Source organism: Celeribacter sp. PS-C1 (assembly GCF_019429625.1).
Classification (GTDB): Bacteria; Pseudomonadota; Alphaproteobacteria; order Rhodobacterales; family Rhodobacteraceae; genus Celeribacter.
Genome location: NZ_JAHXRW010000002.1, coordinates 259,937 through 279,143, shown reverse-complemented (window position 1 = coordinate 279,143; position 19,207 = coordinate 259,937). Strand labels below are relative to the sequence as shown.

The following is a 19,207-nucleotide window of genomic DNA, read 5'->3' as shown; positions in this document are numbered from 1 at the left end:
TCAGGCGGCTTTTAACACAGGGCGCATGGTAGCCGATCATTTCTCTCACGTGAAAACCTGGGTTTTCGACCTGGACAACACGCTTTACCCGCCTGAGTCCGCGCTGTTTTCCCAGATCGAGGTCAAGATGACCGACTGGGTAGCACGCGAGTTAAACGTCTCCAAAGAGGAGGCCAACCGCCTGCGCGGCGATTACTGGCGCGAGTTCGGCACCACGCTTTCGGGCATGATGGCGAAACACGGCACCGACCCGCTGCCCTATCTCACCTATGTGCATGACATCGACTTTTCAGGGCTGTCGCGTGATGCGGAATTGAAATCCGCGATCACAAACCTGCCCGGGCGCAAGATCGTCTACACAAACGGGTCTGCACCCTACGCCGAACGCGTGCTTGAAGCGCGCGGGCTGACCGGAATTTTCAACGCGGTCTATGGCATTGAACACGCTGAGTTTCATCCCAAACCGCGTGCAGAGGCCTTTGACACGGTGCTGGGCCTCGACGGTGTGACACCGACAGAGGCTGCAATGTTCGAGGACGATCCGCGCAATCTCGAAGTGCCCTTCAAGCTCGGGATGAAAACGGTCTATGTCGCGCCCTCGCCTCTCGATCCCCCTGCGCCCCACATTCATCACCACACCAGTGATCTGGCACGGTTCCTGCACGACCTCATGTGACCTGACCCCGTCGGATTTCCCCAAGCCGGATTGACCCAAATCAATCGCCTGCGTCAAAGCGTCGCCGTGACGTAGCGCATGCCGTCACATATCTCCGGTCGAAATCCGAAAGACTCACACCCTTACATCGCGGAGCACGCACATGACCGACGCAACTCTCGACATTACCCTGTCCCACGACGCCCATGACCACCATGAAGGTGGCGAGGCTACGCCGCGCGGTGTGGCTCTGTTTTTGCTGGTGGTTGTCGCGGTTCTGGCCGCTGTCATTTACGGCGCTTTCACGATCGGTCCCTGGGTTCTGGGCGTGACCGCCGTCGCGACCGTGCCGGTGATCTATCTGGTGCTGATCCTTCTGACGATGGGTCGCTGAACCTAAACGACGATCCCGAGGGGCAGCGCAAAGACGCCTCTGCCCCTTGGACAATCCCCTCTTTTGCACCTATCTCTGAGGCAAAGCTCACGCAAAGGAGGCCCGGCCATGACATCCCCCAAAAATGACACGGTAGATGTATTGGTCTCTGGCGGCGGCATCGCTGGCCTGATTGCGGCGGCGGCATTTGGCGCCTCCGGTTTTAAAACCCTCATGATCGACCCGTCGCAGCCCGTCATCACTGGCGATGAGGCCAGTTCCGACCTGCGCTCCACCGCATTCCTGCGCCCTGCGCGCGACCTGTTCAAACGCATCGGCATCTGGGACACGCTGGCCCCCCATGCGACGCCGCTCGAGGCACTGCGCATCGTTGACACGCTTCCTGGTGAAGTCGGCACCCCTGCCGTGATCCGCACGGAACGGCAGTTCGAAGGCCGAGAAAGTGGCGACGAGCCCTTTGGCTGGAATTTTCTGAACTGGGTGATCCGCCGCGAGTTGGCCCGTGCGGTACCCGATATCCCGAACGTCGAGCTGCGCTACGGCGTGGGGTTCAAAAGCCTCTTCACCCGCACCAGCGAGGCCCGCGTCACCCTGACCGATGGCACAACCGTGCGCGCCAAACTGGTGGTCGCAGCCGATGGCCGCAATTCCCCTGTGCGTGAGGCGGCTGGGATCGGCGTCAAAACCACGCGCTACGGTCAGAAATCGCTGGCCTTCACCGCCACCCATGAGCTGCCGCATCACAATGTCTCGACAGAGATCTACCGCGAAGGCGGGCCGTTCACCATGGTGCCCTTGGCCGACATCGACGGCAAACATGCCTCCGCCATCGTCTGGATGAACAAAGGCCCCTATGCCACTGAGCTGTTGAACATGGACGTCGGCGCCTTCAACGACACGATGACGACGCGCTCCGCAGGGCTGTTTGGCAAGCTGGAACTGGCCTCTGGCCGGGGCATTTTCCCGATCATCACCCAGCTCGCCGATCGGCTGTCGAGCGAACGCGTCGCGGTGATCGCCGAGGCCGCGCATGTGCTGCCGCCGATTGGCGCGCAAGGGCTGAACACGTCATTGAACGATCTGGCGGAGCTGTTGGCGCTGGCTGAGAACGATCCGGTCGGCCTTGGCGGTCAGGTCATGCTGGATGCCTATGCCAAGACCCGGCGTCGCGACATCGCCGCGCGGGCCAAAGTGGTCGATCTGTTCAACCGCGTGGTGCGCTCCGAGGATGACATCCTGCGCGCGGTGCGGCTTTTGGGGCTGAAGGCGGTGCATGACCTGCGCCCGGTGCGGCGCAAGGTGATGGAAGCGGGGTTGGGGCCGATCTAAGGCGCCCCTGTTCCTGCCCCTCACCTCTGCTTCATGTTTCTCACGCGTTAAGGTTAATCAGATTAAGGTTAACGCGTGAGAAAGGGTCTAAACGTATCAGCTTGTGTTTCCTTTGCTGCTACAAATACTCAAAACCGATTGGCCGGATGAGTATTTGAGCCAAGAAGAAGACCCTCAGCCCTGCACCGCATCCAGCGCCGCCTCAAGTCGCGTGATCGTGGCATCGACGTCATAGAGTTTGTCCAACCCGAACAGCCCAAGACGGAAGGTCGAGAAGCTGTCGCCCTCATCGCATTGAAGCGGCACGCCCGCCGCGATTTGCACCCCGTGGGCGGCAAAGGCCGCGCCGGTTTTGATGGACGGATCGTCCGTGTAGCAAACCACGACACCCGGCGCCTCGACCCCCTCGGCGGCGACGGATTTGAACCCGCGCTCGGCCAGAAGATGTCGTACACGTCGGCCCAATTCCCATTGCGCCTCGGAGAGTTTGTGAAAGCCGTAGTCCTTGGTCTCCAGCATGGCGTCCCGGAAGGCACGGAGCGCATCCGTCGGCATGGTGGCGTGATAGGCGTGGCCTCCGCCCATATAGGCCTCCATGATCGTCAGCCATTTTCCGAGATCTATCGCGAAAGACGAGCTTTGGCGGGATTTCACGGCCTCGATACCGCGTTCAGAGAGCATCACCAGACCGGCGGAAGGCTGGGCAGACCAGCCCTTTTGCGGCGCGGAGATCAGCACATCGACGCCGGTCGCTTTCATATCAACCCAAGCACAGCCGGAAGCGATGCAATCGAGCACCATAAGCCCGCCATGAGCATGCACAGCCTCGGCGAGCGCGCGAATATAGGCGTCGGGCAGGATCATTCCGGAGGCGGTTTCGACATGCGGCGCGAAGACGGCGGCGGGTTTGAGCTCGTGGATTTTGGCGACAGCCTCTTCCAAAGGCGCAGGCAAAAAGGCGGAGGTCGGCTCATTGCCGACACGGCGCGCTTTCAACACGGTCTGTGAGGCCGGGATGTCGCCCGCTTCGAAGATTTGTGACCAGCGGAAAGAAAAGAAACCGTTGCGGATCACCATGACGTCTTCGCCACCGGCGATTTGGCGCGCGACCGCCTCCATCGCATAGGTGCCGCCGCCGGGGACAACCACGGCCGTGTCGGCGTGATAGACCTCGCAGAGCGTGTCGTGAATGTCAGTCATCACGGCCTGGAAGACTTTCGACATGTGGTTGAGCGAACGGTCGGTGAAAACGACCGAAAATTCGAGCAAGCCATCGGGGTCGATTTCGGGGCGCAAAGCGGTCATGGGGTCCTCCTCGGGGCAAAGCCAGATCTTCATCAAAGCATAGGTTGCGCGTGTTCGGTGGCACAAAGGCCACGGATACAGCACGCCGAATGAGACGGGGCTAGACACAAAGCCCTTCTGCCCGTCATAGTCCATTGCAAGACGCTATGCCGTGTATCGGGCCAAAAGAGCACCGGACAGGCAAAAGAACAAGGCGTTATCCTAAGGCATAAATAAAAGACCACATCCGCAAAAAAACGAGATGCGGCACACAGAGGCAGAGTGTTCGGCAAAGACCGGACAGAACATACAGGCAGAGAGCAGTCATGCCGACCGAAGAATGCATCGTGATGGGCCTGCCCATCCTGCGTAGGACCTATGGCCCGCCCCGTGAGACTCGCGGCGGCCTGTCTCTGCGCGCGTGTATCTTCCGCACCTCTCGCCCCTTCAGAGGGAGCGCGTGCGATGCCGACTGAAGAAATCCTCGTGATGGGGGGCTCGCTTCTCGATGATGTCTCCGTTGGCACGAACCACGGCGGCGGCAACGGCGGGCATGTGATGATCCACAACGGCTCTATGCCCTTTGAAGAGGACGACGTCATCGTCATCACGGTGGAGAATGTCACCGATGGCGAGGTGTCCGGGTCGAGCCAGATTATCTCAATCGTCGTCTATGACAGCCCCGCAGATTACCTGAACGGCAATGTGCTCTACACCTATGAACCGATATCCTCCGGCCTGACCGCGACGATCCAGAGCGATCTGTCGGGTCTTGGCGACACCTATCTTCGGTTCGATGCCAGCGTGCTTGTATCCTCGGACGGCGGGCCAAGCCTCAGCAACGTGTTGATCGCGCCGGGGCAAGACTTGAGCGAATTGCGCCCGATCCTCCAGATCGACCACGAGACCGATATGGATTATGACGGCGACGGTGAGATCGACAATGAAGGCGATGGCAATTTCAACATCGACAACAACATCTTCGCCGAAGAGATTATCAATAACGCCATCGATGATGAGGTGATTTGCCTCGCCCGAGGCACATTGATCGACACGCCCGAAGGCCCCCGGTTTATCGAGACACTTCAAGAGGGCGACCTGGTCAACACGTTGGATCAGGGACCACAACCCATTCGTTGGATAGGCTCGCGCAAGGTGCCCGCCAAGGGGGCACTTGCGCCTGTGCTGATCCGCATGGGCGCGCTTGGCAACCTGCGCGACATGTGGGTGAGCCAAAACCACCGCATGTTGGTGCGTGGCCCACAGGCCGAGGTGTTGTTTGGCGAACGCGACGTCTTGGTCGCGGCCAAGCATCTGGTCAACGATCACAGCATCCGCATCGTCGAAGACGGCAGAGGCACGGGCATGGTCGAGTATTTCCACATGCTTTTTGACGCACATCAGATCATTTTTGCCGAAGCCTGCCCAACCGAAAGCCTCTACCCCGGGAAAGAAGCGCTCAAAGCCGTCTCGGATGAAGCGCGTTCAGAAATCCTGACCCTCTTCCCGCAATTCGAAGACCACGCGGCCCACCACGAACTGTCTCGCTATGAGCTGAAATCCTGGGAAGCCAAAGCCCTCAAAACGCTTAAACCTTTGCCCATCAGAAGATTGCCAGTCAGAAAGGCGAGCTGAGCGCAGCTTTCACATCCTCGGCCAAATCGCCATCTACAGACACCGGTCGCGGCAAAGGCACCGGCGAGCTTTTCAACATCGGGCGACAAAACGGCTGCGCGGAGAGCCAGCGGCGCATGTCCTCGCGTTTGTTGCTGGAGTGAAACGGCCCCCAATCGGCGGCGACACCGCGCATACCTTGACTAACCACCCGGTCACGCGCCACGGTTTTGTTCATGATCCTGACCGCACAGGCCAAATTCATCTCGCCATCCTTGAGCGCCTCGCCCGTGCCGGCCCGACAATTGTAGTGCCGTGCGGTGGGCGGTGCGATCTGCACCAGACCGAACCACTGCCCGCCACCTCCGACCGCCGTCTCGCGCCAGGTGCTTTCGTGATAGGAGAGCGTCGAGAGAAGCCCGGCCCAGAACGCCGCACGCCCGCTTTCGTCTTGGGTGGCATAGCCCGGGCACCAATTGTGAATGTCCCCCGGCACGGTTTTGATCAGCCCCTGCCCATGACTGGCCACCGCCCGCATCGCCGCACGGGTCCAGGCGGGCCCTCGCGCTTGGTTTTTCCAACGCAGCTTGGGCATGCGGATTTCATAGGGACGCGGGATGGGCACAGGGCTGGCCGACATGGGCAAAACCGGCGCCGACATGGTTGAAGTGGTGTCAGAGGCCCAAACGGGAGTGACCGCAGTCACTAAAAGTGCGCAGGCAGCCCCAACGATCCTTTTCGACACCCCTGTCACACCACATCACCTTTTATCAGCAAGTCCTCTATATATGCCCGGGAACACCCTCTTTGCAAAGCCTGAGCTCCCGCCCCCTCTTGCCCATGGGCTTGAGACCGCCTAGAACGCCAGAAAAGCTCGATCAGATCAGGGACACGCCCATGCTTGACCATCTCGAATATGCCGCACCGAAAGTGAAAACCATCGCAGGTGCGAAAGAGGATTGGGAACTCGTCATCGGGATGGAGATTCACGCGCAGGTGGCCTCAGAGGCCAAGCTGTTCTCCGGCGCCTCCACGCAATTCGGCAATGAGCCGAACTCGAACGTGTCATTCGTGGACGCGGCGATGCCGGGCATGTTGCCGGTGATCAACGAATATTGCGTCGAGCAAGCCGTGCGTACGGGGTTGGGTCTCAAGGCCGACATCAACCTGTTCTCGGCCTTTGACCGTAAGAACTATTTCTACCCTGACCTTCCGCAGGGTTACCAGATTTCCCAGCTTTACCATCCGATTGTTGGCGAAGGCGAAGTGATCGTCGATATGGAGCCGGGTGTCGCCCGCAAGGTGCGGATCGAACGTATTCACCTCGAACAAGACGCCGGCAAGTCGATCCACGACATGGACCCGACCATGTCTTTTGTAGACCTGAACCGGACCGGCGTGGCGCTGATGGAAATCGTTTCGCGCCCCGACATTCGTGGTCCCGAAGAGGCCGCCGCTTACGTGCTGAAACTGCGTCAGATTCTGCGCTACCTGGGCACCTGCGATGGCAACATGCAGAACGGAAACCTGCGCGCCGACGTGAACGTGTCGGTCTGTCGTCCTGGTCAGTATGAGAAATACCAAGAGACGCAGGATTTCTCGCATCTGGGCACCCGTTGCGAGATCAAGAACATGAACTCCACGCGCTTCATTCAGGCCGCCATTGACTATGAGGCCCGTCGCCAGATCGCCATTCTCGAAGACGGCGGCACGGTCGATCAGGAAACCCGTCTTTACGACGCGGCCAAGAACGAAACCCGCTCGATGCGCTCGAAAGAGGAAGCACACGATTATCGCTACTTCCCCTGCCCTGACCTCCTGCCCTTGGAGATCGAACAAGCGTGGGTGGACGACATCGCGAAAAGCCTGCCGGAACTGCCGGACGAGAAAAAGGCGCGTTTCGTCAAGGACTTCGGCCTGTCTGAATATGACGCTGGCGTCTTGACCGCCGACACGGTGAACGCCGATTTCTTTGAGAAAGTCGTCGCCGTCGGCGAAGATGGCAAGCTGTCGGCCAACTGGGTGATCAACGAGCTGTTCGGCCGTCTGAAAAAGGACGACACCGACATCGCGGAAAGCCCGGTTAGCCCGGAGCAACTCGGCGAAATCGTCAAGCTGATCAAAGTGGACACGATCTCCGGCAAGATCGCCAAAGACCTCTTCGAGATCGTCTACACCGAGGGCGGCAACCCCGCCGAAATCGTCGAAGCGCGCGGCATGAAACAAGTGACCGACACCGGCGCCATCGAGGCCGCCGTGGATGAGATCATCGCCGCCAACCCGGCGCAGGTCGAAAAGGCCCAAGCCAACCCGAAACTCGCGGGCTGGTTCGTCGGTCAGGTGATGAAAGCCACCGGCGGCAAGGCCAACCCGAAAGCGGTGGACGAGTTGGTCAAGACCAAACTCGGTCTCTGAGCCGATCCCAAACTGAGAAAGCCGTCCTTTTGGGGCGGCTTTCTCATGTAAGGAGCCCCAATGACGCTGCCCACTCCGCATATCTCCACGCTGATCGACGTCCGCCCCGAATGGGTCGATTACAACGGTCACATCAACATGGCCTATTACGCAGTGATCATGGATTTGGGCGGCGATCAGATGTACCCGCTGATCGGGCTTGGGGAGACCTACGCCAAGACCAAGGGCCACACGAGCTACACCGCCGAAGTGCATATCTGTTACAAACGCGAACTGAAACTCGGCGACCGGGTGCGGGTGCAGACGCAGCTTTTGGACTTCGATGCAAAACGCATGGTGTTGTTCCATGAGATTCACCACGAAGATGACTGGATCGCAGCGACCGCCGAAGAGTTGCTGCTGCATATCGACATGTCTGGCCCGCGCGTCGTGCCCTTCCCGCCGCAGATCGCGAAAAATCTCGCGGCGCTGAAGCAGGCTCATAGCACCCTGCCACGTCCGGCACAGGCGGGGCGTGCGATTTCTCTGGCGAACAAGGCCGCCTGACCGGGACTGCCGCGTCTATCCTCCGTTAAATCCTCTCGCGCAAGGCTATCTCTGAAGGGAGATCGCCATGTCGCATTACGAATATATCGCCATTCCCGCGCCCCATGAGGGCGAAGCCAGCTCTGCTGCGCAGACGCCGCAGGCGCGGCTTGCCGATGACGTTACCGTGCGGCTGAACGCCATGGCCGGCGGCGGCTGGACCTATCTGCGCTCAGATGAATTCACCCTGAGCGGCGTGGAGGGCAAACAAGCCGTGCCGATTTTCCGCCGCGAAAGCGACTTCGGCATCTTTGCTACCGACAAACCGGAATTCGGCACCTTCCCCAAACCCTGATCGGGGCAAAAGCGGTTCAACGCGCATGTGATATGCGCGCACTTGACCCCTTCCGGGGATCGGCTACACCGGGGGCAACAAGGAGACGCCCGATGCCCCGTTACGAATACCTGACCCTGCCCGCCCCGCGCAAAGGCGAGAAATCCAAAGCGGCAAAAACGCCCGAAGCGCGGATCGCGCAAGCGATGCAGAGCCTGCTGAACGAAAAAGGCCGCGACGGCTGGGAGTATCTGCGTGCAGATCTGGTGCCGATGGAAGAGCGCGCGGGGATCACGTCCAAAACCGTGAACTATCACACTGTCTTGGTGTTTCGCCGCGCGTTGAGTGAAGCGGCAAGTCTGGGTGCCACGCTGAGCTCGGAAGAGACGCTGCAACAAGACGAGACGATGAAACCGCGCAAATCTCTCGCCGCAGATCGCGACACGCCGCCGCCCTCCGTGCCCTTCCCCGCGAAAGCCGAGAAAGGCGCCGGAGCCGAGGCACGCAAAGTCGCCCCCGATGTGGCCGACGAGATCGCCGAAGACCGCGAGTCCTGATCTCAGCGGTTAAACATCAAGATCAAGCGCCAGCGCATGAATGCGCGGCACCAAATCCCCCAGCGCTTTGTGCACCATACGGTGACGGGCCACGCGGGACTGGCCCTCAAAGGCGCTTGATCTGATCCGCACGTTGAAATGGGTCTCCCCGTCTCCGCCCGGATTTCCGGCATGGCCCGCATGAGACGCGCTGTCATCCACGACCAGCAACTCACTGGGCGCAAAAGCATTTTGCAAACGTTCACGCATTTGATCGGCAATTGTCATCATCGGCCCCTTTTCCATTTTCCCGTTCTCATCTAAAGTCTTGCGTCCGAGTCGAAAAGGTTGAGGCAGATGGATAAAAAAGATCCCTTCGGTTTTGATATGTCGGTATCTTCCGCGAAAAAGAACAAACGCGGTGGCCGCAGAGGTATGTCCGGCGCATTCGAGACCTCCAAACGCAAATGCGAATGGGAGGGCTGCGAGGAAGCGGGCCAATACCGTGCACCGCGGTCCCCGGACCACCTCGACGAGTACAAATGGTTCTGCAAGGAACACGTGCGCGAATACAATCTGCAGTGGAATTTCTTCACCAATGCGACCGAGGCCGAGATGGATGCGGCCTATAAATCGTCCCAAACCGGCGACCGCCCGACCAAGCCCTTTGGCAAGAAATCGGTCGAGCAACGCGCTTGGGAACGCCTTGGCATCGACGATGCTCATGAGGTGCTGGGCGACAACGCCACGCGCAACCCCGGAAAGTCGGACCCTTCCGCGCCGACTCGCAAATTGCCGCCGGTGGAGCGTCAGGCGATCGAGATTTTGGAAGCCAAGGACCATTGGACCAAGGCCGAGATCAAGAAACAGTATCGCGCCCTGATCAAGGTGCTGCACCCCGACGTGAACGGCGGCGACCGCTCGCAAGAGGAGCAGTTGCAACAGGTGGTCTGGGCCTGGGACCAGCTCAAGGAAAGCCGCTGGTTCAAGTAAATCATTAAAGCATCAAAAAAGCCCCGCAAGTTTGCGGGGCTTTTTCGTAGGACGAGAATGACTTTAATGAGCGGCGCTTTTTTTGCCCGTGACCGCGCGGATCAGCGGGTTGATGATCTTGGCCACGATGGGGATCAGGATCAGCCCGTAGATCAGGCCGAAAATGCCATCAAAAAACGCTGTGACAAACCAGTTGACGAAATCCGCCGCGCCTTCGACCGCATGGGCGGCCACCTCGGCGATATGGTGGATGTCTTCATAGGGGCGATGAAGGCCCAGTTCGTGCATCCCATGGATCACGATTGAGCCGCCGACCCAGATCATCGCCGCCGTGCCGACGATCATCAGAAGCTTCATCAACAGCGGCATGAATTTCACGATGCCACGCCCCAGAGCGCGGGTGGCGGAGAGCCGCCCGACACGCGCGAGCCAGAGCCCGAAATCATCGGCTTTGACGATCAACGCCACGCTGCCGTAGACCACCACAGTGATCAAAATGCCCGCCAGCGCCAGAGCGCCCGCCTCGAACCAGACGGACAGGCCCGGATCCAATGCAGACAGAATGATCGTCATGATCTCGGCGGAGAGAATGAAATCGGTCTTCACCGCGCCCGCGACCTTTTGCTCTTCGAGATGGGCGGGATCGCCCTTGGCGGGCTGGCCATCAGCATGGGGCGCGTGGGGTTTGAACAGGTGATAGACCTTCTCGGCGCCCTCAAAACACAGATAGGACCCGCCAAGCATCAGCAGTGGCATGATCAGCCACGGCGCGAAACTCGACAGCAAAAGCGCAAGAGGCAGAAGGATCAGCAATTTGTTGCGGATCGAGCCCAGAGCAATCTTGCCGACGATGGGCAATTCGCGGGCGGGGGCGAACCCGTGGACATATTTCGGCGTCACAGCGGCGTCGTCGATCACGGCACCGGCGGCCTTGGCGGAGGCTTTCGCCGCCTGCGTTGCGACATCGTCCACATTGGCCGCCGCCACTTTCGCGATCCCCGCGACATCGTCCAAAAGCGCCAGAAGGCCACTCATCTTATTGTCCCCACAGAAAAACTACACTGGCCCGTATGTAGGCATGAAGCGCCCGAAAGGCCAACCCGCAGCTCATAAAAAAGCGGGATGCGCATAATACGCACCCCGCTCCCGCATGAACCCCGAAGGGATTACATGGCCGGCAAAAGCACCTTGTCGACCACATGGATGACGCCGTTCGATTGATCCACATCGGCGATGGTCACGGTGGCAGCACCGCCTTGCTCATCCTCGATCATCACCATGCCGTCCGTCACCATGGCCTTGAGCGTACAGCCTCCTACTGTGGCGATCTCATAGGTGCCGCCCGCGTCATTGATCATGCCGACAAGCGCCTCGGACATCACGTCAGCGGCAACCACGTGGCAGGTCAGGATTTTGGTGAGTTGATCTTTGTTTTCCGGCTGAAGCAAGGTCTCGACCGTGCCCTCGGGAAGCGCCGCAAAGGCGTCATTGGTCGGTGCGAAGACAGTGAACGGGCCTTCGCCTGACAGCGTCTCGACAAAACCCGCGGTCTGAACGGCAGCGACAAGCGTGGAGTGGTCGGCGGAATTCACGGCATTCTCAACGATCGTCTTGTCGGAGAACATCTCCGCGCCGCCTACCATCGGGTTCTTGGCCATGTGGTTGTCCGCAAATGCGGTGGTGGCCAAAAGCGTCGCGGTGGCGGCGGCAATGAATGTGCGTTTCATGTAATCTCTCCCTATTCTCCCTCAACCCAATGTCAAGGTTATGGGGGCTACGGGGCGGATCTCTTCGCGGATCACCGGTACCTTTTCACGGTGGATCACACCGCCGTGAGGCTTTGCACAGGGCCATGGCGGAGAATGCGTGCATCTGCGGCGCACTGCCCCTTGCACCTGACGCCTCGACAGGGCAAGAAGTCAGGTGAGTGAAAAAGCAAAACGGGCAAGATCATGGACGCGAGCGCAAAACCGACCGAAACCATTTCCGTGCGCGATGTTTTCGGCATCGACACCGACATGACGGTGAAAGGCTTTGCTGAGGCCACAGACCGCGTGCCCGCACTGGACCCGACCTATAAATTCGACCCCGACACCACAATGGCGATCCTTGCGGGCTTTAGCCACAATCGCCGCGTGATGGTTCAGGGCTATCACGGCACCGGCAAATCCACCCACATCGAACAGGTGGCGGCGCGCCTCAACTGGCCGTCGGTGCGTGTGAACCTCGACAGCCACATCAGCCGGATCGACCTGATCGGGAAAGACGCGATCAAACTCGTGGACGGCAAGCAGATCACCGTGTTTCAGGAAGGCATCCTGCCCTGGGCGCTGCGCAACCCCTGCGCCATCGTCTTCGACGAATATGATGCGGGCCGCGCCGATGTGATGTTCGTGATCCAGCGCGTGTTGGAGGCGGACGGCAAGCTGACGCTTCTCGACCAGAACGAAGTTATCACGCCGAACCCGTATTTCCGCCTCTTTGCCACGGCAAACACCGTGGGGCTGGGCGACACGACAGGCCTGTACCACGGCACGCAGCAGATCAACCAAGCGCAAATGGACCGCTGGAGCCTTGTGGCAACGCTCAACTATCTGAGCCATGATGCGGAAGCGAACATCGTTTTGTCGAAAGCCCCGCATTACAATACGGAAAAAGGCCGCAAGACGATCAGCCAGATGGTGACCGTCGCCGATCTCACCCGCACCGCGTTTATGAACGGCGATTTGTCGACCGTGATGAGCCCGCGGACTGTGATCACATGGGCGCAGAACGCAGAGATTTTCCGCGATGTGGGCTATGCCTTCCGCCTGACCTTCCTCAACAAATGCGACGAGCTTGAGCGCCAGACTGTGGCCGAGTTCTATCAGCGCTGCTTTGACGAGGAACTGCCCGAGTCGGCGGCCTCAGTGGCCGGCTAACCCCCGCAAAATGCGAGATCAAAAGCGGGCCTTCGGGTCCGCTTTTTCTTTTAGATCAACGACTTCACAGAGCGCGCATCGCTATTAAGGCAAGCGAAAGCAATTTCTGCTATACTGATTGAATGCGATGGCTATCCAGCATAACCGCCGCAATGATCAATTGGTTCATCGCGGCCCTGCCCGCCCCGGCCCTTCCGGTTGGGGACAGCATCACCTCGGCCCCTCTGTTGCGCGAATTTGCCTATTGCGCGGGGCGGTTTTCGGCGGAGCTGGAATTCAGCTGGATGTTTTCAGGAATCGACAGCGACCAGATCGCGCGCGAGCGCCTGGCGATGATTTCTCTTCTTGAGGCCGTCACCCCACCCGAAAAGGGGCCCGAGGTGCTGCACCTGCGGCTGGTCGCCAAAGTCGCTCATGCCGAACTTTTGACGCGGATGTGGTTTGGGACAGGCCCTGACGAGGCGGCAATCGCACAGCAAAGGGCGGAGGTCGAAATCGCGCACTGTCGCGCCATGATTTTGAGCTAAGAAAAAAGGTATAGCAAAAGTATATACAAAATACTTGCCAGAATAGCGAATCCCGCCTAGCCTCATTGTAACATTTCCACGACAGACAAAGGCCATGGCACGACACGCACGCACAGACTCCCTCTCTCTCTCCCGGCCCCGCACAAGGGACTGGATCGGAAAATCTGCTGCCGTCTTTTGTCTCACACTTTCAATCATTTCGCCGCTGCGAGCAGCGCCCTTGCCTGCAGACGATCCTCTGGCGCGTGAATTTGCCTATTGTGCAGGGCGCCTGTCGGCGGAAGCGCAACATCACGAGGATCGCGAACTTCACGCCTTAAAGAAGGCGATGCAGGAGCTTTTGGCGGCCCTCATCACTCCGGAGGCCGAACCCGCCTATGAGGAATTGCGCATCGCTGGCCATGTAGCGCAGAGCGAATTGCTGGCGGTCTCGCGATTTTCCTTTGATCCACGCGAAGCGGAACGCGCCAAGGTATTGGCGGCGGAGAACATGCGGCAGTGTCGCGGAATGTTGCTCGGCGGCTGAGCACAAGAGCTGCACTGTTGGAAAAAAGGCCCGCCGAGACGACGGGCCTTTTCCCTAATTTTTCTAGAGATCAAAGAAACTCAGAATTTACGCAGCTTTTTCCATGCTTCCTTCTGCACGGGCCGCTTTCGTCGCATGCGTCCACCAGGTCAGATCGCCCAGCATGGCTTCGACGGAGGGCAGAATGCCTGCTTCGATTTCCGACATCTCGGCATTGGCGCCCAGCGGGGACACTTTGAAGAAGTCGGAGCCGGAGATGTAAACAGCGGAGCGCACCGGCACCATCTGAAGGTTGATCGCGACCGCACGCAGGTGCTCGACCGCACGCGCGCCACCGACGGCACCGTAACCGAAGACGGCGGCGGGTTTGCGTACCCACTCCTTACCAGCCTGATCCAGCGCGTTTTTCAACGAAGCCGGGATCGAGGAGTTATACTCCGGGGTCACGAAGATATAGCCGTCATATTCGGCCATTTTTTCCTGCCATGCGATGGCTTTCGCGTCGGTGGACGGCATCCATAGGTTCGACGCCATTTCGTTGAACATCGGCAGGTCGTAGTCTTTCAGATCGACGAGATCAAAATCCAGATCAGAGCTGAGGTCTTTAACTTTCGCGAACAGCCAATTCGCCGGTTTGTCGGCGAAACGTGCATCACGGGTGGAGCCAATAACGATGGCAATTTTCGGGTTGGACATAGGGATTTCCTTTTGCATCTGCACATCAAGGGAGAGGAGGAGGAGGTGATGTGTCTTGCCACCTAAATAAATGCGCACAAACAAAGGCTTCAACCCACCATTGTGTGCGTAAGAACTACAAAGCATGTGCACCCCTGCGAATGCCGCCTTTTTCGTCGCATCCCCAGCCGCATCCCTACACGTCTCTTTCGCTTGCCCGGCCTCAAAACGCGTGATTTAACGAGCCTATGACCAAGCCCTCTGACAACCCGGCCGATCCGTTCAAAAAAGCCCTCGCGGAAGCGACGAAAGTCCTCGCCGACGATAGCGATTTGACTGTCACCTATTCGATGGACCCCTCGGGGATTTCAGGCGACACCGTGCGCCTGCCGCAAGTCTCGCGCCGGATGTCGAAAGACGAGGTGCTGATCGCGCGCGGCACGGCAGACGCCTTGGCGCTGCGCCACAAGTTCCACGATCAGGCGACATTCCAACGCTACGCGCCTCCGGGCCAGATGGCCTATGACATCTATAACGCATTGGAAACCGCGCGTTGTGAGGCAGCTGGCGCGCGCTTCATGCCCGGCACCGGCAAGAACATCGACGCCAAGATCGGCCACGATGCGATGCGCCGGGGCTATGACGGCATCACCAAACGCGAAGACGCGCCGCTGGCACAGGCGATGGGCTATTACCTGCGCGAAAAAGCCACCGGACGGACGATGCCCGCAGGTGCTGACAATGTGCTCGGTCTCTGGCGCGACTTCATCGACGGCCAGACCACGGACACCTTCGAGGATCTCGACAGCTTGCTCGAAGATCAAAAGGGCTTTGCCCGCCTCGCCCGCCGCGTGATCGAAGAGCTGGGCTACGGCGATCAGTTGGGAGAAGACCCGGATCAGACCGACCCGGAAGAAGAGCAAAGCGCCGAGACCGAGGAACAGCAAGAAGAGCCGGACAGCCAGGGCGAAGAGCAGGAACAGGACGACGAGAACGAAGCCAGCTCCGAAGACACGCAAGAGCAACAACAGGACATGCAGGAGGCCTCCGTATCCTCCGATGACATGGCCGATGATGAGTTCTCCGAGGAAGTCGAGCTGCCGCAAGACGAGAGCGACGTCGAGCCGCCGCAGCCCGCGCCCATCTCTGACGCCGACCCGAATTATCAGGTCTTCACCTCTGAGCATGACGAAGAAATCATGGCCGAAGAGCTTGCAGAACCCGCCGAGCTTGACCGCCTGCGCGCCTATCTCGACCAGCAGCTTGAGCCTTTGAAAGGCGCCGTGTCCCGTCTGGCAAACAAATTGCAGCGCCGTCTTCAGGCGCAACAGAACCGCTCGTGGGAGTTCGATCTCGAAGAGGGGATTCTCGACGCCGGACGTCTGGCGCGTGTGGTGGCGAACCCGACGACGCCCTTGTCGTTCAAGGTCGAAAAAGACACCGAATTCCGCGACACGGTGGTGACGCTTTTGCTGGATAACTCCGGCTCGATGCGCGGGCGTCCGATCTCGATTGCCGCGATCTGTGCCGATGTTCTGGCCCGCACGCTGGAGCGGTGCAACGTCAAGGTCGAGGTACTGGGCTTTACCACGCGGGCGTGGAAAGGTGGGCTGTCGCGCGAGGAATGGCTGAGCCAAGGCCGTCCGCAACAGCCGGGCCGCCTCAATGATCTGCGCCACATCATCTACAAATCCGCCGATGCGCCAATGCGCCGGACGCGGGCCAATCTGGGCCTGATGATGAAAGAGGGTTTGCTAAAGGAAAACATCGACGGCGAGGCGCTGGAATGGGCGCATCGTCGGATCAGTGCGCGGCCCGAGGCGCGCAAGATCCTTATGGTGATCTCCGATGGTGCCCCGGTCGACGACAGCACGCTGTCCGTGAACCCAGCGAATTATTTGGAAAAACACCTGCGCGATGTGATCGCCATGGTCGAAAAGCGCCGTCAGGTAGAGCTTTTGGCCATCGGCATTGGTCACGACGTGACCCGCTATTACGACCGCGCCGTGACCATCACCGACGCCGAACAACTGGCGGGTGCGATGACGGAGCAACTTGCCTCGCTGTTCGACAGCGACCCGCGTGCCCGCGCGCGTGTGATGGGCATGCGCCGCGCCTCCTGAGCGCTACATGAGTATTTTAACTGCAATGAAGGACCATTGAAAAATGTTCCAAAGCTTTGACGTGACCTCCCGCCCCGAACAGGCCGCCCCGCGCGTGACCGCGCTGCGCCAAGAGATGCAGGACAAGGGCTTGGACGCCTTTCTCGTGCCGCGCGCCGATGCGCATCAGGGCGAATATGTCGCCCCTTGTGATGAACGGCTCGCGTGGCTCACGGGCTTTACCGGATCGGCAGGCTTCGCCGTAGTGCTGAAGGGACGCGCTGCCGTGTTCACCGATGGGCGCTACACGGTGCAGGTCCGCGCGCAATGCGATCCGAAGATCTTCGATTACGTGGGTTGGCCGGGCACGTCTTTGGGCGGCTGGCTTTTGGGGGAGTCGTCGGAAAAGATCGGCTTTGACCCGTGGCTGCACACAATCCGCGAGGTGGAAGGTCTGCGCCAGATGCTTGCAACCCGCGACAAGGAGCTGATCGCGACGAGCAATCTTGTGAACAAGATTTGGACCGACCGCCCGGCGCGGCCCTCTGAGCCAGTTACAGCACAGCCGTTTGAATTGACGGGCAAAACCTCCGAAGAAAAATTCGCCGAAATCGGCGAGGCGGTGGCGGCACAGGGCGCCGAGGCGGTGGTGCTCACCCTGCCCGATAGCCTGTCGTGGCTGCTGAACATTCGCGGCTCTGATATCGCGCACAACCCCGTAGTGCAGGCCTTTGGCATCCTGACCGTGACCGGGCGGCTGATGCTGTTTGACGATGCCTCGAAATACGCCCATCTCGGGCCAGACCCGCGCATTTCCATTCTGCCGCGTGCCGCGTTCGGCGCCGCTTTGGAAGAACTGACGGGCCGCGTTCTAGTCGACCCCGGCAGCGCGCCTTTCGCCGTCAAAACCATGCTGAAGAACGCCGAAATCGTCGAAGGCGTTGATCCTTGTATCCTGCCGAAAGCCTGCAAGACACCGGAAGAAATAGCAGGGTCGCGCGAGGCGCATCTCAGAGACGGGGCAGCGATGGTCGAGTTCCTGAGCTGGCTGTCCGAACAAATGCCCGAAGATCTGACCGAGATCGAAGTGGTCAAACAGCTCGAGTCCTTCCGCGCGGACACCGGGCAGCTCAAGGAAATATCCTTTGACACGATCTGCGGCTCAGGTCCCAACGGCGCCATCGTGCATTACCGCGTGACCGACGACACGAACCGTGCGCTCAGAGAAGGCGAACTTTTGCTGATCGACAGCGGCGCACAATATCAGGACGGCACCACCGACATTACGCGCACCATTGCCTTAGGCGATCCCGGTGCCGAAGAACGCGCCGCTTTCACCGCCGTGTTGCAGGGCATGATCGCAATCTCAACCGCGCGCTTTCCGCGTGGTTTGGCTGGCGGTCACCTAGATGCTCTGGCGCGCGCGCCCTTATGGCGGATGGGCCGCGATTACGATCATGGCACGGGGCATGGCGTTGGCGCCTTTCTGTCGGTCCATGAAGGCCCGCAACGGATTTCGCGCCTCTCGATGTTGCCGCTCGAAGAGGGCATGATCCTGTCCAATGAGCCGGGATATTACCGCGAGGGCGCTTACGGTATCCGCATCGAAAACCTGATCGTGGCGCAAGAGGCGCCTGAACTCAAAGGCGCAGATCCCCGCGACATGCTCAGTTTCGAGACGCTCACTTGGGTGCCGATCGACCGCACGCTGATCCTCGCGGATGAACTGGCGCCTTGGGAGCAGGATTGGATCAACACCTATCACGAAGAGGTCTGGGACAAGCTCAAGGATCGAGTGTCTGAACCCGCCAAAGCCTGGCTGCGGCAAGCGGTTGCACCCGTCTGACATATACCTGACACGCAAAGCCTGTTAGAACCTTTTCGAAACCGAAAAAGGCGCGTTTTAACGACCCCGCATGAGACGTTTTGACGGGACGCTTTAGGCTCTGTTTGGCTTCCTGTGGGGGGCAAAAGGGTCTAAGGTTCGCGCAATACATATAAAAAGGACGACGACATGGGAGATCACATCAAAATTCGCCCGGCAGCAGGCAAATGGGTGGTGCGCGCGGGCGGGGCCGTTTTGGGCGAAACCGCCAATGCTTTGGAGTTGACCGAGGGCGACTACCCGCCGGTGATCTACTTCCCGCGAGAAGACCTTGCCATGGCGTTTTTGGAAGAGACCGATACGGTCGCGGCCTGCCCGTTCAAAGGCACGGCCAAGCATTTCGACATCCACACCAAATCCGTGGTGATCGAAAACGCCGCCTGGAGCTATGAAGAGCCCAACGACGTGGCCGCCGAGGTCAAAGGTTACATCGCCTTTTACCCGCAGAAGGCCGCAGTCGAGCAGCTCTGAGCTTTTTCTGTTCCTACACAC

Annotated in this window: 21 protein-coding genes; 15 read left to right on the top strand and 6 right to left on the bottom strand. The window is 59.6% G+C overall.

What is annotated here, in order from left to right:
- Positions 1-25 precede the first annotated feature (25 nt).
- The 3 genes from J5Y17_RS03960 (at position 26) to J5Y17_RS03950 (ending at position 2,378) form a co-directional block, all read left to right on the top strand.
- Complete coding sequence (locus J5Y17_RS03960) at positions 26-676, top strand: pyrimidine 5'-nucleotidase (RefSeq protein WP_219783904.1); 651 nt, start codon at positions 26-28, stop codon at positions 674-676.
- 142 nt (positions 677-818) lie between these two features.
- Positions 819-1,049, top strand: a complete 231-nt coding sequence (locus J5Y17_RS03955) for a hypothetical protein (protein WP_219783903.1) — start codon at positions 819-821, stop codon at positions 1,047-1,049.
- Positions 1,050-1,157: 108 nt separating this feature from the next.
- Positions 1,158-2,378 carry an FAD-dependent monooxygenase gene (locus J5Y17_RS03950; RefSeq protein WP_219783902.1) on the top strand — a complete coding sequence of 407 codons (1,221 nt, stop codon included), beginning with the start codon at positions 1,158-1,160 and terminating at the stop codon, positions 2,376-2,378.
- Between the two features lie 174 nt (positions 2,379-2,552).
- Here J5Y17_RS03950 and J5Y17_RS03945 read toward each other — a convergent pair whose 3' ends face one another.
- Positions 2,553-3,683: an aminotransferase class V-fold PLP-dependent enzyme gene (locus J5Y17_RS03945; protein WP_219783901.1), complete on the bottom strand. Its 1,131-nt coding sequence runs from the start codon at positions 3,681-3,683 to the stop codon at positions 2,553-2,555.
- Positions 3,684-4,127: 444 nt separating this feature from the next.
- Here J5Y17_RS03945 and J5Y17_RS19135 point away from each other — a divergent pair, with 444 nt between their 5' ends.
- Positions 4,128-5,297 carry a Hint domain-containing protein gene (locus J5Y17_RS19135; protein ID WP_255571842.1) on the top strand — a complete coding sequence of 390 codons (1,170 nt, stop codon included), beginning with the start codon at positions 4,128-4,130 and terminating at the stop codon, positions 5,295-5,297.
- Here J5Y17_RS19135 and J5Y17_RS03935 read toward each other — a convergent pair.
- Positions 5,281-5,916, bottom strand: a complete 636-nt coding sequence (locus J5Y17_RS03935) for a transglycosylase SLT domain-containing protein (RefSeq protein ID WP_255571841.1) — start codon at positions 5,914-5,916, stop codon at positions 5,281-5,283. The genes J5Y17_RS19135 and J5Y17_RS03935 overlap by 17 nt on opposite strands.
- Before the next feature lie 257 nt (positions 5,917-6,173).
- On the opposite strand from J5Y17_RS03935, the gene gatB reads away from it, so the two are divergent.
- The 4 genes from gatB (at position 6,174) to J5Y17_RS03915 (ending at position 9,107) form a co-directional block, all read left to right on the top strand.
- Positions 6,174-7,691, top strand: a complete 1,518-nt coding sequence (gatB, locus tag J5Y17_RS03930) for an Asp-tRNA(Asn)/Glu-tRNA(Gln) amidotransferase subunit GatB (RefSeq protein WP_219783900.1) — start codon at positions 6,174-6,176, stop codon at positions 7,689-7,691.
- A gap of 60 nt (positions 7,692-7,751) precedes the next feature.
- Positions 7,752-8,237 (top strand): thioesterase family protein, encoded by a 486-nt coding sequence (locus J5Y17_RS03925; protein WP_219783899.1) that lies wholly within the window; start codon positions 7,752-7,754, stop codon positions 8,235-8,237.
- Between the two features lie 67 nt (positions 8,238-8,304).
- Positions 8,305-8,571, top strand: a complete 267-nt coding sequence (locus tag J5Y17_RS03920) for a hypothetical protein (RefSeq protein ID WP_219783898.1) — start codon at positions 8,305-8,307, stop codon at positions 8,569-8,571.
- 92 nt (positions 8,572-8,663) lie between these two features.
- The gene (locus tag J5Y17_RS03915; RefSeq protein WP_219783897.1) at positions 8,664-9,107 is read left to right on the top strand and encodes a DUF4177 domain-containing protein; all 444 of its coding nucleotides are present in this window, start codon (positions 8,664-8,666) and stop codon (positions 9,105-9,107) included.
- A gap of 9 nt (positions 9,108-9,116) precedes the next feature.
- On the opposite strand, the gene J5Y17_RS03910 is transcribed toward J5Y17_RS03915, so the two are convergent.
- Complete coding sequence (locus J5Y17_RS03910; protein ID WP_219783896.1) at positions 9,117-9,374, bottom strand: BolA family transcriptional regulator; 258 nt, start codon at positions 9,372-9,374, stop codon at positions 9,117-9,119.
- 69 nt (positions 9,375-9,443) lie between these two features.
- Here J5Y17_RS03910 and J5Y17_RS03905 point away from each other — a divergent pair, with 69 nt between their 5' ends.
- A complete protein-coding gene (locus J5Y17_RS03905) occupies positions 9,444-10,079 on the top strand; it encodes a J domain-containing protein (RefSeq protein ID WP_219783895.1) in 636 nt (211 codons plus the stop codon).
- 63 nt (positions 10,080-10,142) lie between these two features.
- On the opposite strand, the gene J5Y17_RS03900 is transcribed toward J5Y17_RS03905, so the two are convergent.
- Complete coding sequence (locus J5Y17_RS03900; protein ID WP_219783894.1) at positions 10,143-11,114, bottom strand: DUF808 domain-containing protein; 972 nt, start codon at positions 11,112-11,114, stop codon at positions 10,143-10,145.
- Positions 11,115-11,245: 131 nt separating this feature from the next.
- Complete coding sequence (locus J5Y17_RS03895; RefSeq protein WP_219783893.1) at positions 11,246-11,806, bottom strand: fasciclin domain-containing protein; 561 nt, start codon at positions 11,804-11,806, stop codon at positions 11,246-11,248.
- 225 nt (positions 11,807-12,031) lie between these two features.
- Between J5Y17_RS03895 and cobS the strand changes: the two genes are divergently transcribed.
- From cobS to J5Y17_RS03880, 3 genes are all read left to right on the top strand, one after another.
- Positions 12,032-13,000 (top strand): cobaltochelatase subunit CobS, encoded by a 969-nt coding sequence (gene cobS, locus J5Y17_RS03890; protein WP_219783892.1) that lies wholly within the window; start codon positions 12,032-12,034, stop codon positions 12,998-13,000.
- A gap of 152 nt (positions 13,001-13,152) precedes the next feature.
- Positions 13,153-13,527, top strand: a complete 375-nt coding sequence (locus J5Y17_RS03885) for a hypothetical protein (RefSeq protein ID WP_219783891.1) — start codon at positions 13,153-13,155, stop codon at positions 13,525-13,527.
- Positions 13,528-13,747: 220 nt separating this feature from the next.
- A complete protein-coding gene (locus J5Y17_RS03880) occupies positions 13,748-14,053 on the top strand; it encodes a hypothetical protein (protein ID WP_219783890.1) in 306 nt (101 codons plus the stop codon).
- An 87-nt stretch (positions 14,054-14,140) separates the two neighbouring features.
- On the opposite strand, the gene J5Y17_RS03875 is transcribed toward J5Y17_RS03880, so the two are convergent.
- On the bottom strand, positions 14,141-14,749 hold the full coding sequence (locus tag J5Y17_RS03875; protein WP_219783889.1) for an NADPH-dependent FMN reductase: 609 nt from the start codon (positions 14,747-14,749) through the stop codon (positions 14,141-14,143).
- A gap of 227 nt (positions 14,750-14,976) precedes the next feature.
- On the opposite strand from J5Y17_RS03875, the gene cobT reads away from it, so the two are divergent.
- The 3 genes from cobT to J5Y17_RS03860 all read left to right on the top strand — a co-directional run bounded on the left by cobT (position 14,977) and on the right by J5Y17_RS03860 (position 19,186).
- Positions 14,977-16,851 (top strand): cobaltochelatase subunit CobT, encoded by a 1,875-nt coding sequence (gene cobT, locus J5Y17_RS03870; RefSeq protein ID WP_219783888.1) that lies wholly within the window; start codon positions 14,977-14,979, stop codon positions 16,849-16,851.
- Between the two features lie 43 nt (positions 16,852-16,894).
- On the top strand, positions 16,895-18,676 hold the full coding sequence (locus tag J5Y17_RS03865) for an aminopeptidase P family protein (RefSeq protein ID WP_219783887.1): 1,782 nt from the start codon (positions 16,895-16,897) through the stop codon (positions 18,674-18,676).
- Positions 18,677-18,844: 168 nt separating this feature from the next.
- On the top strand, positions 18,845-19,186 hold the full coding sequence (locus J5Y17_RS03860; protein WP_219783886.1) for a DUF427 domain-containing protein: 342 nt from the start codon (positions 18,845-18,847) through the stop codon (positions 19,184-19,186).
- The last annotated feature ends 21 nt before the right edge of the window (positions 19,187-19,207 follow it).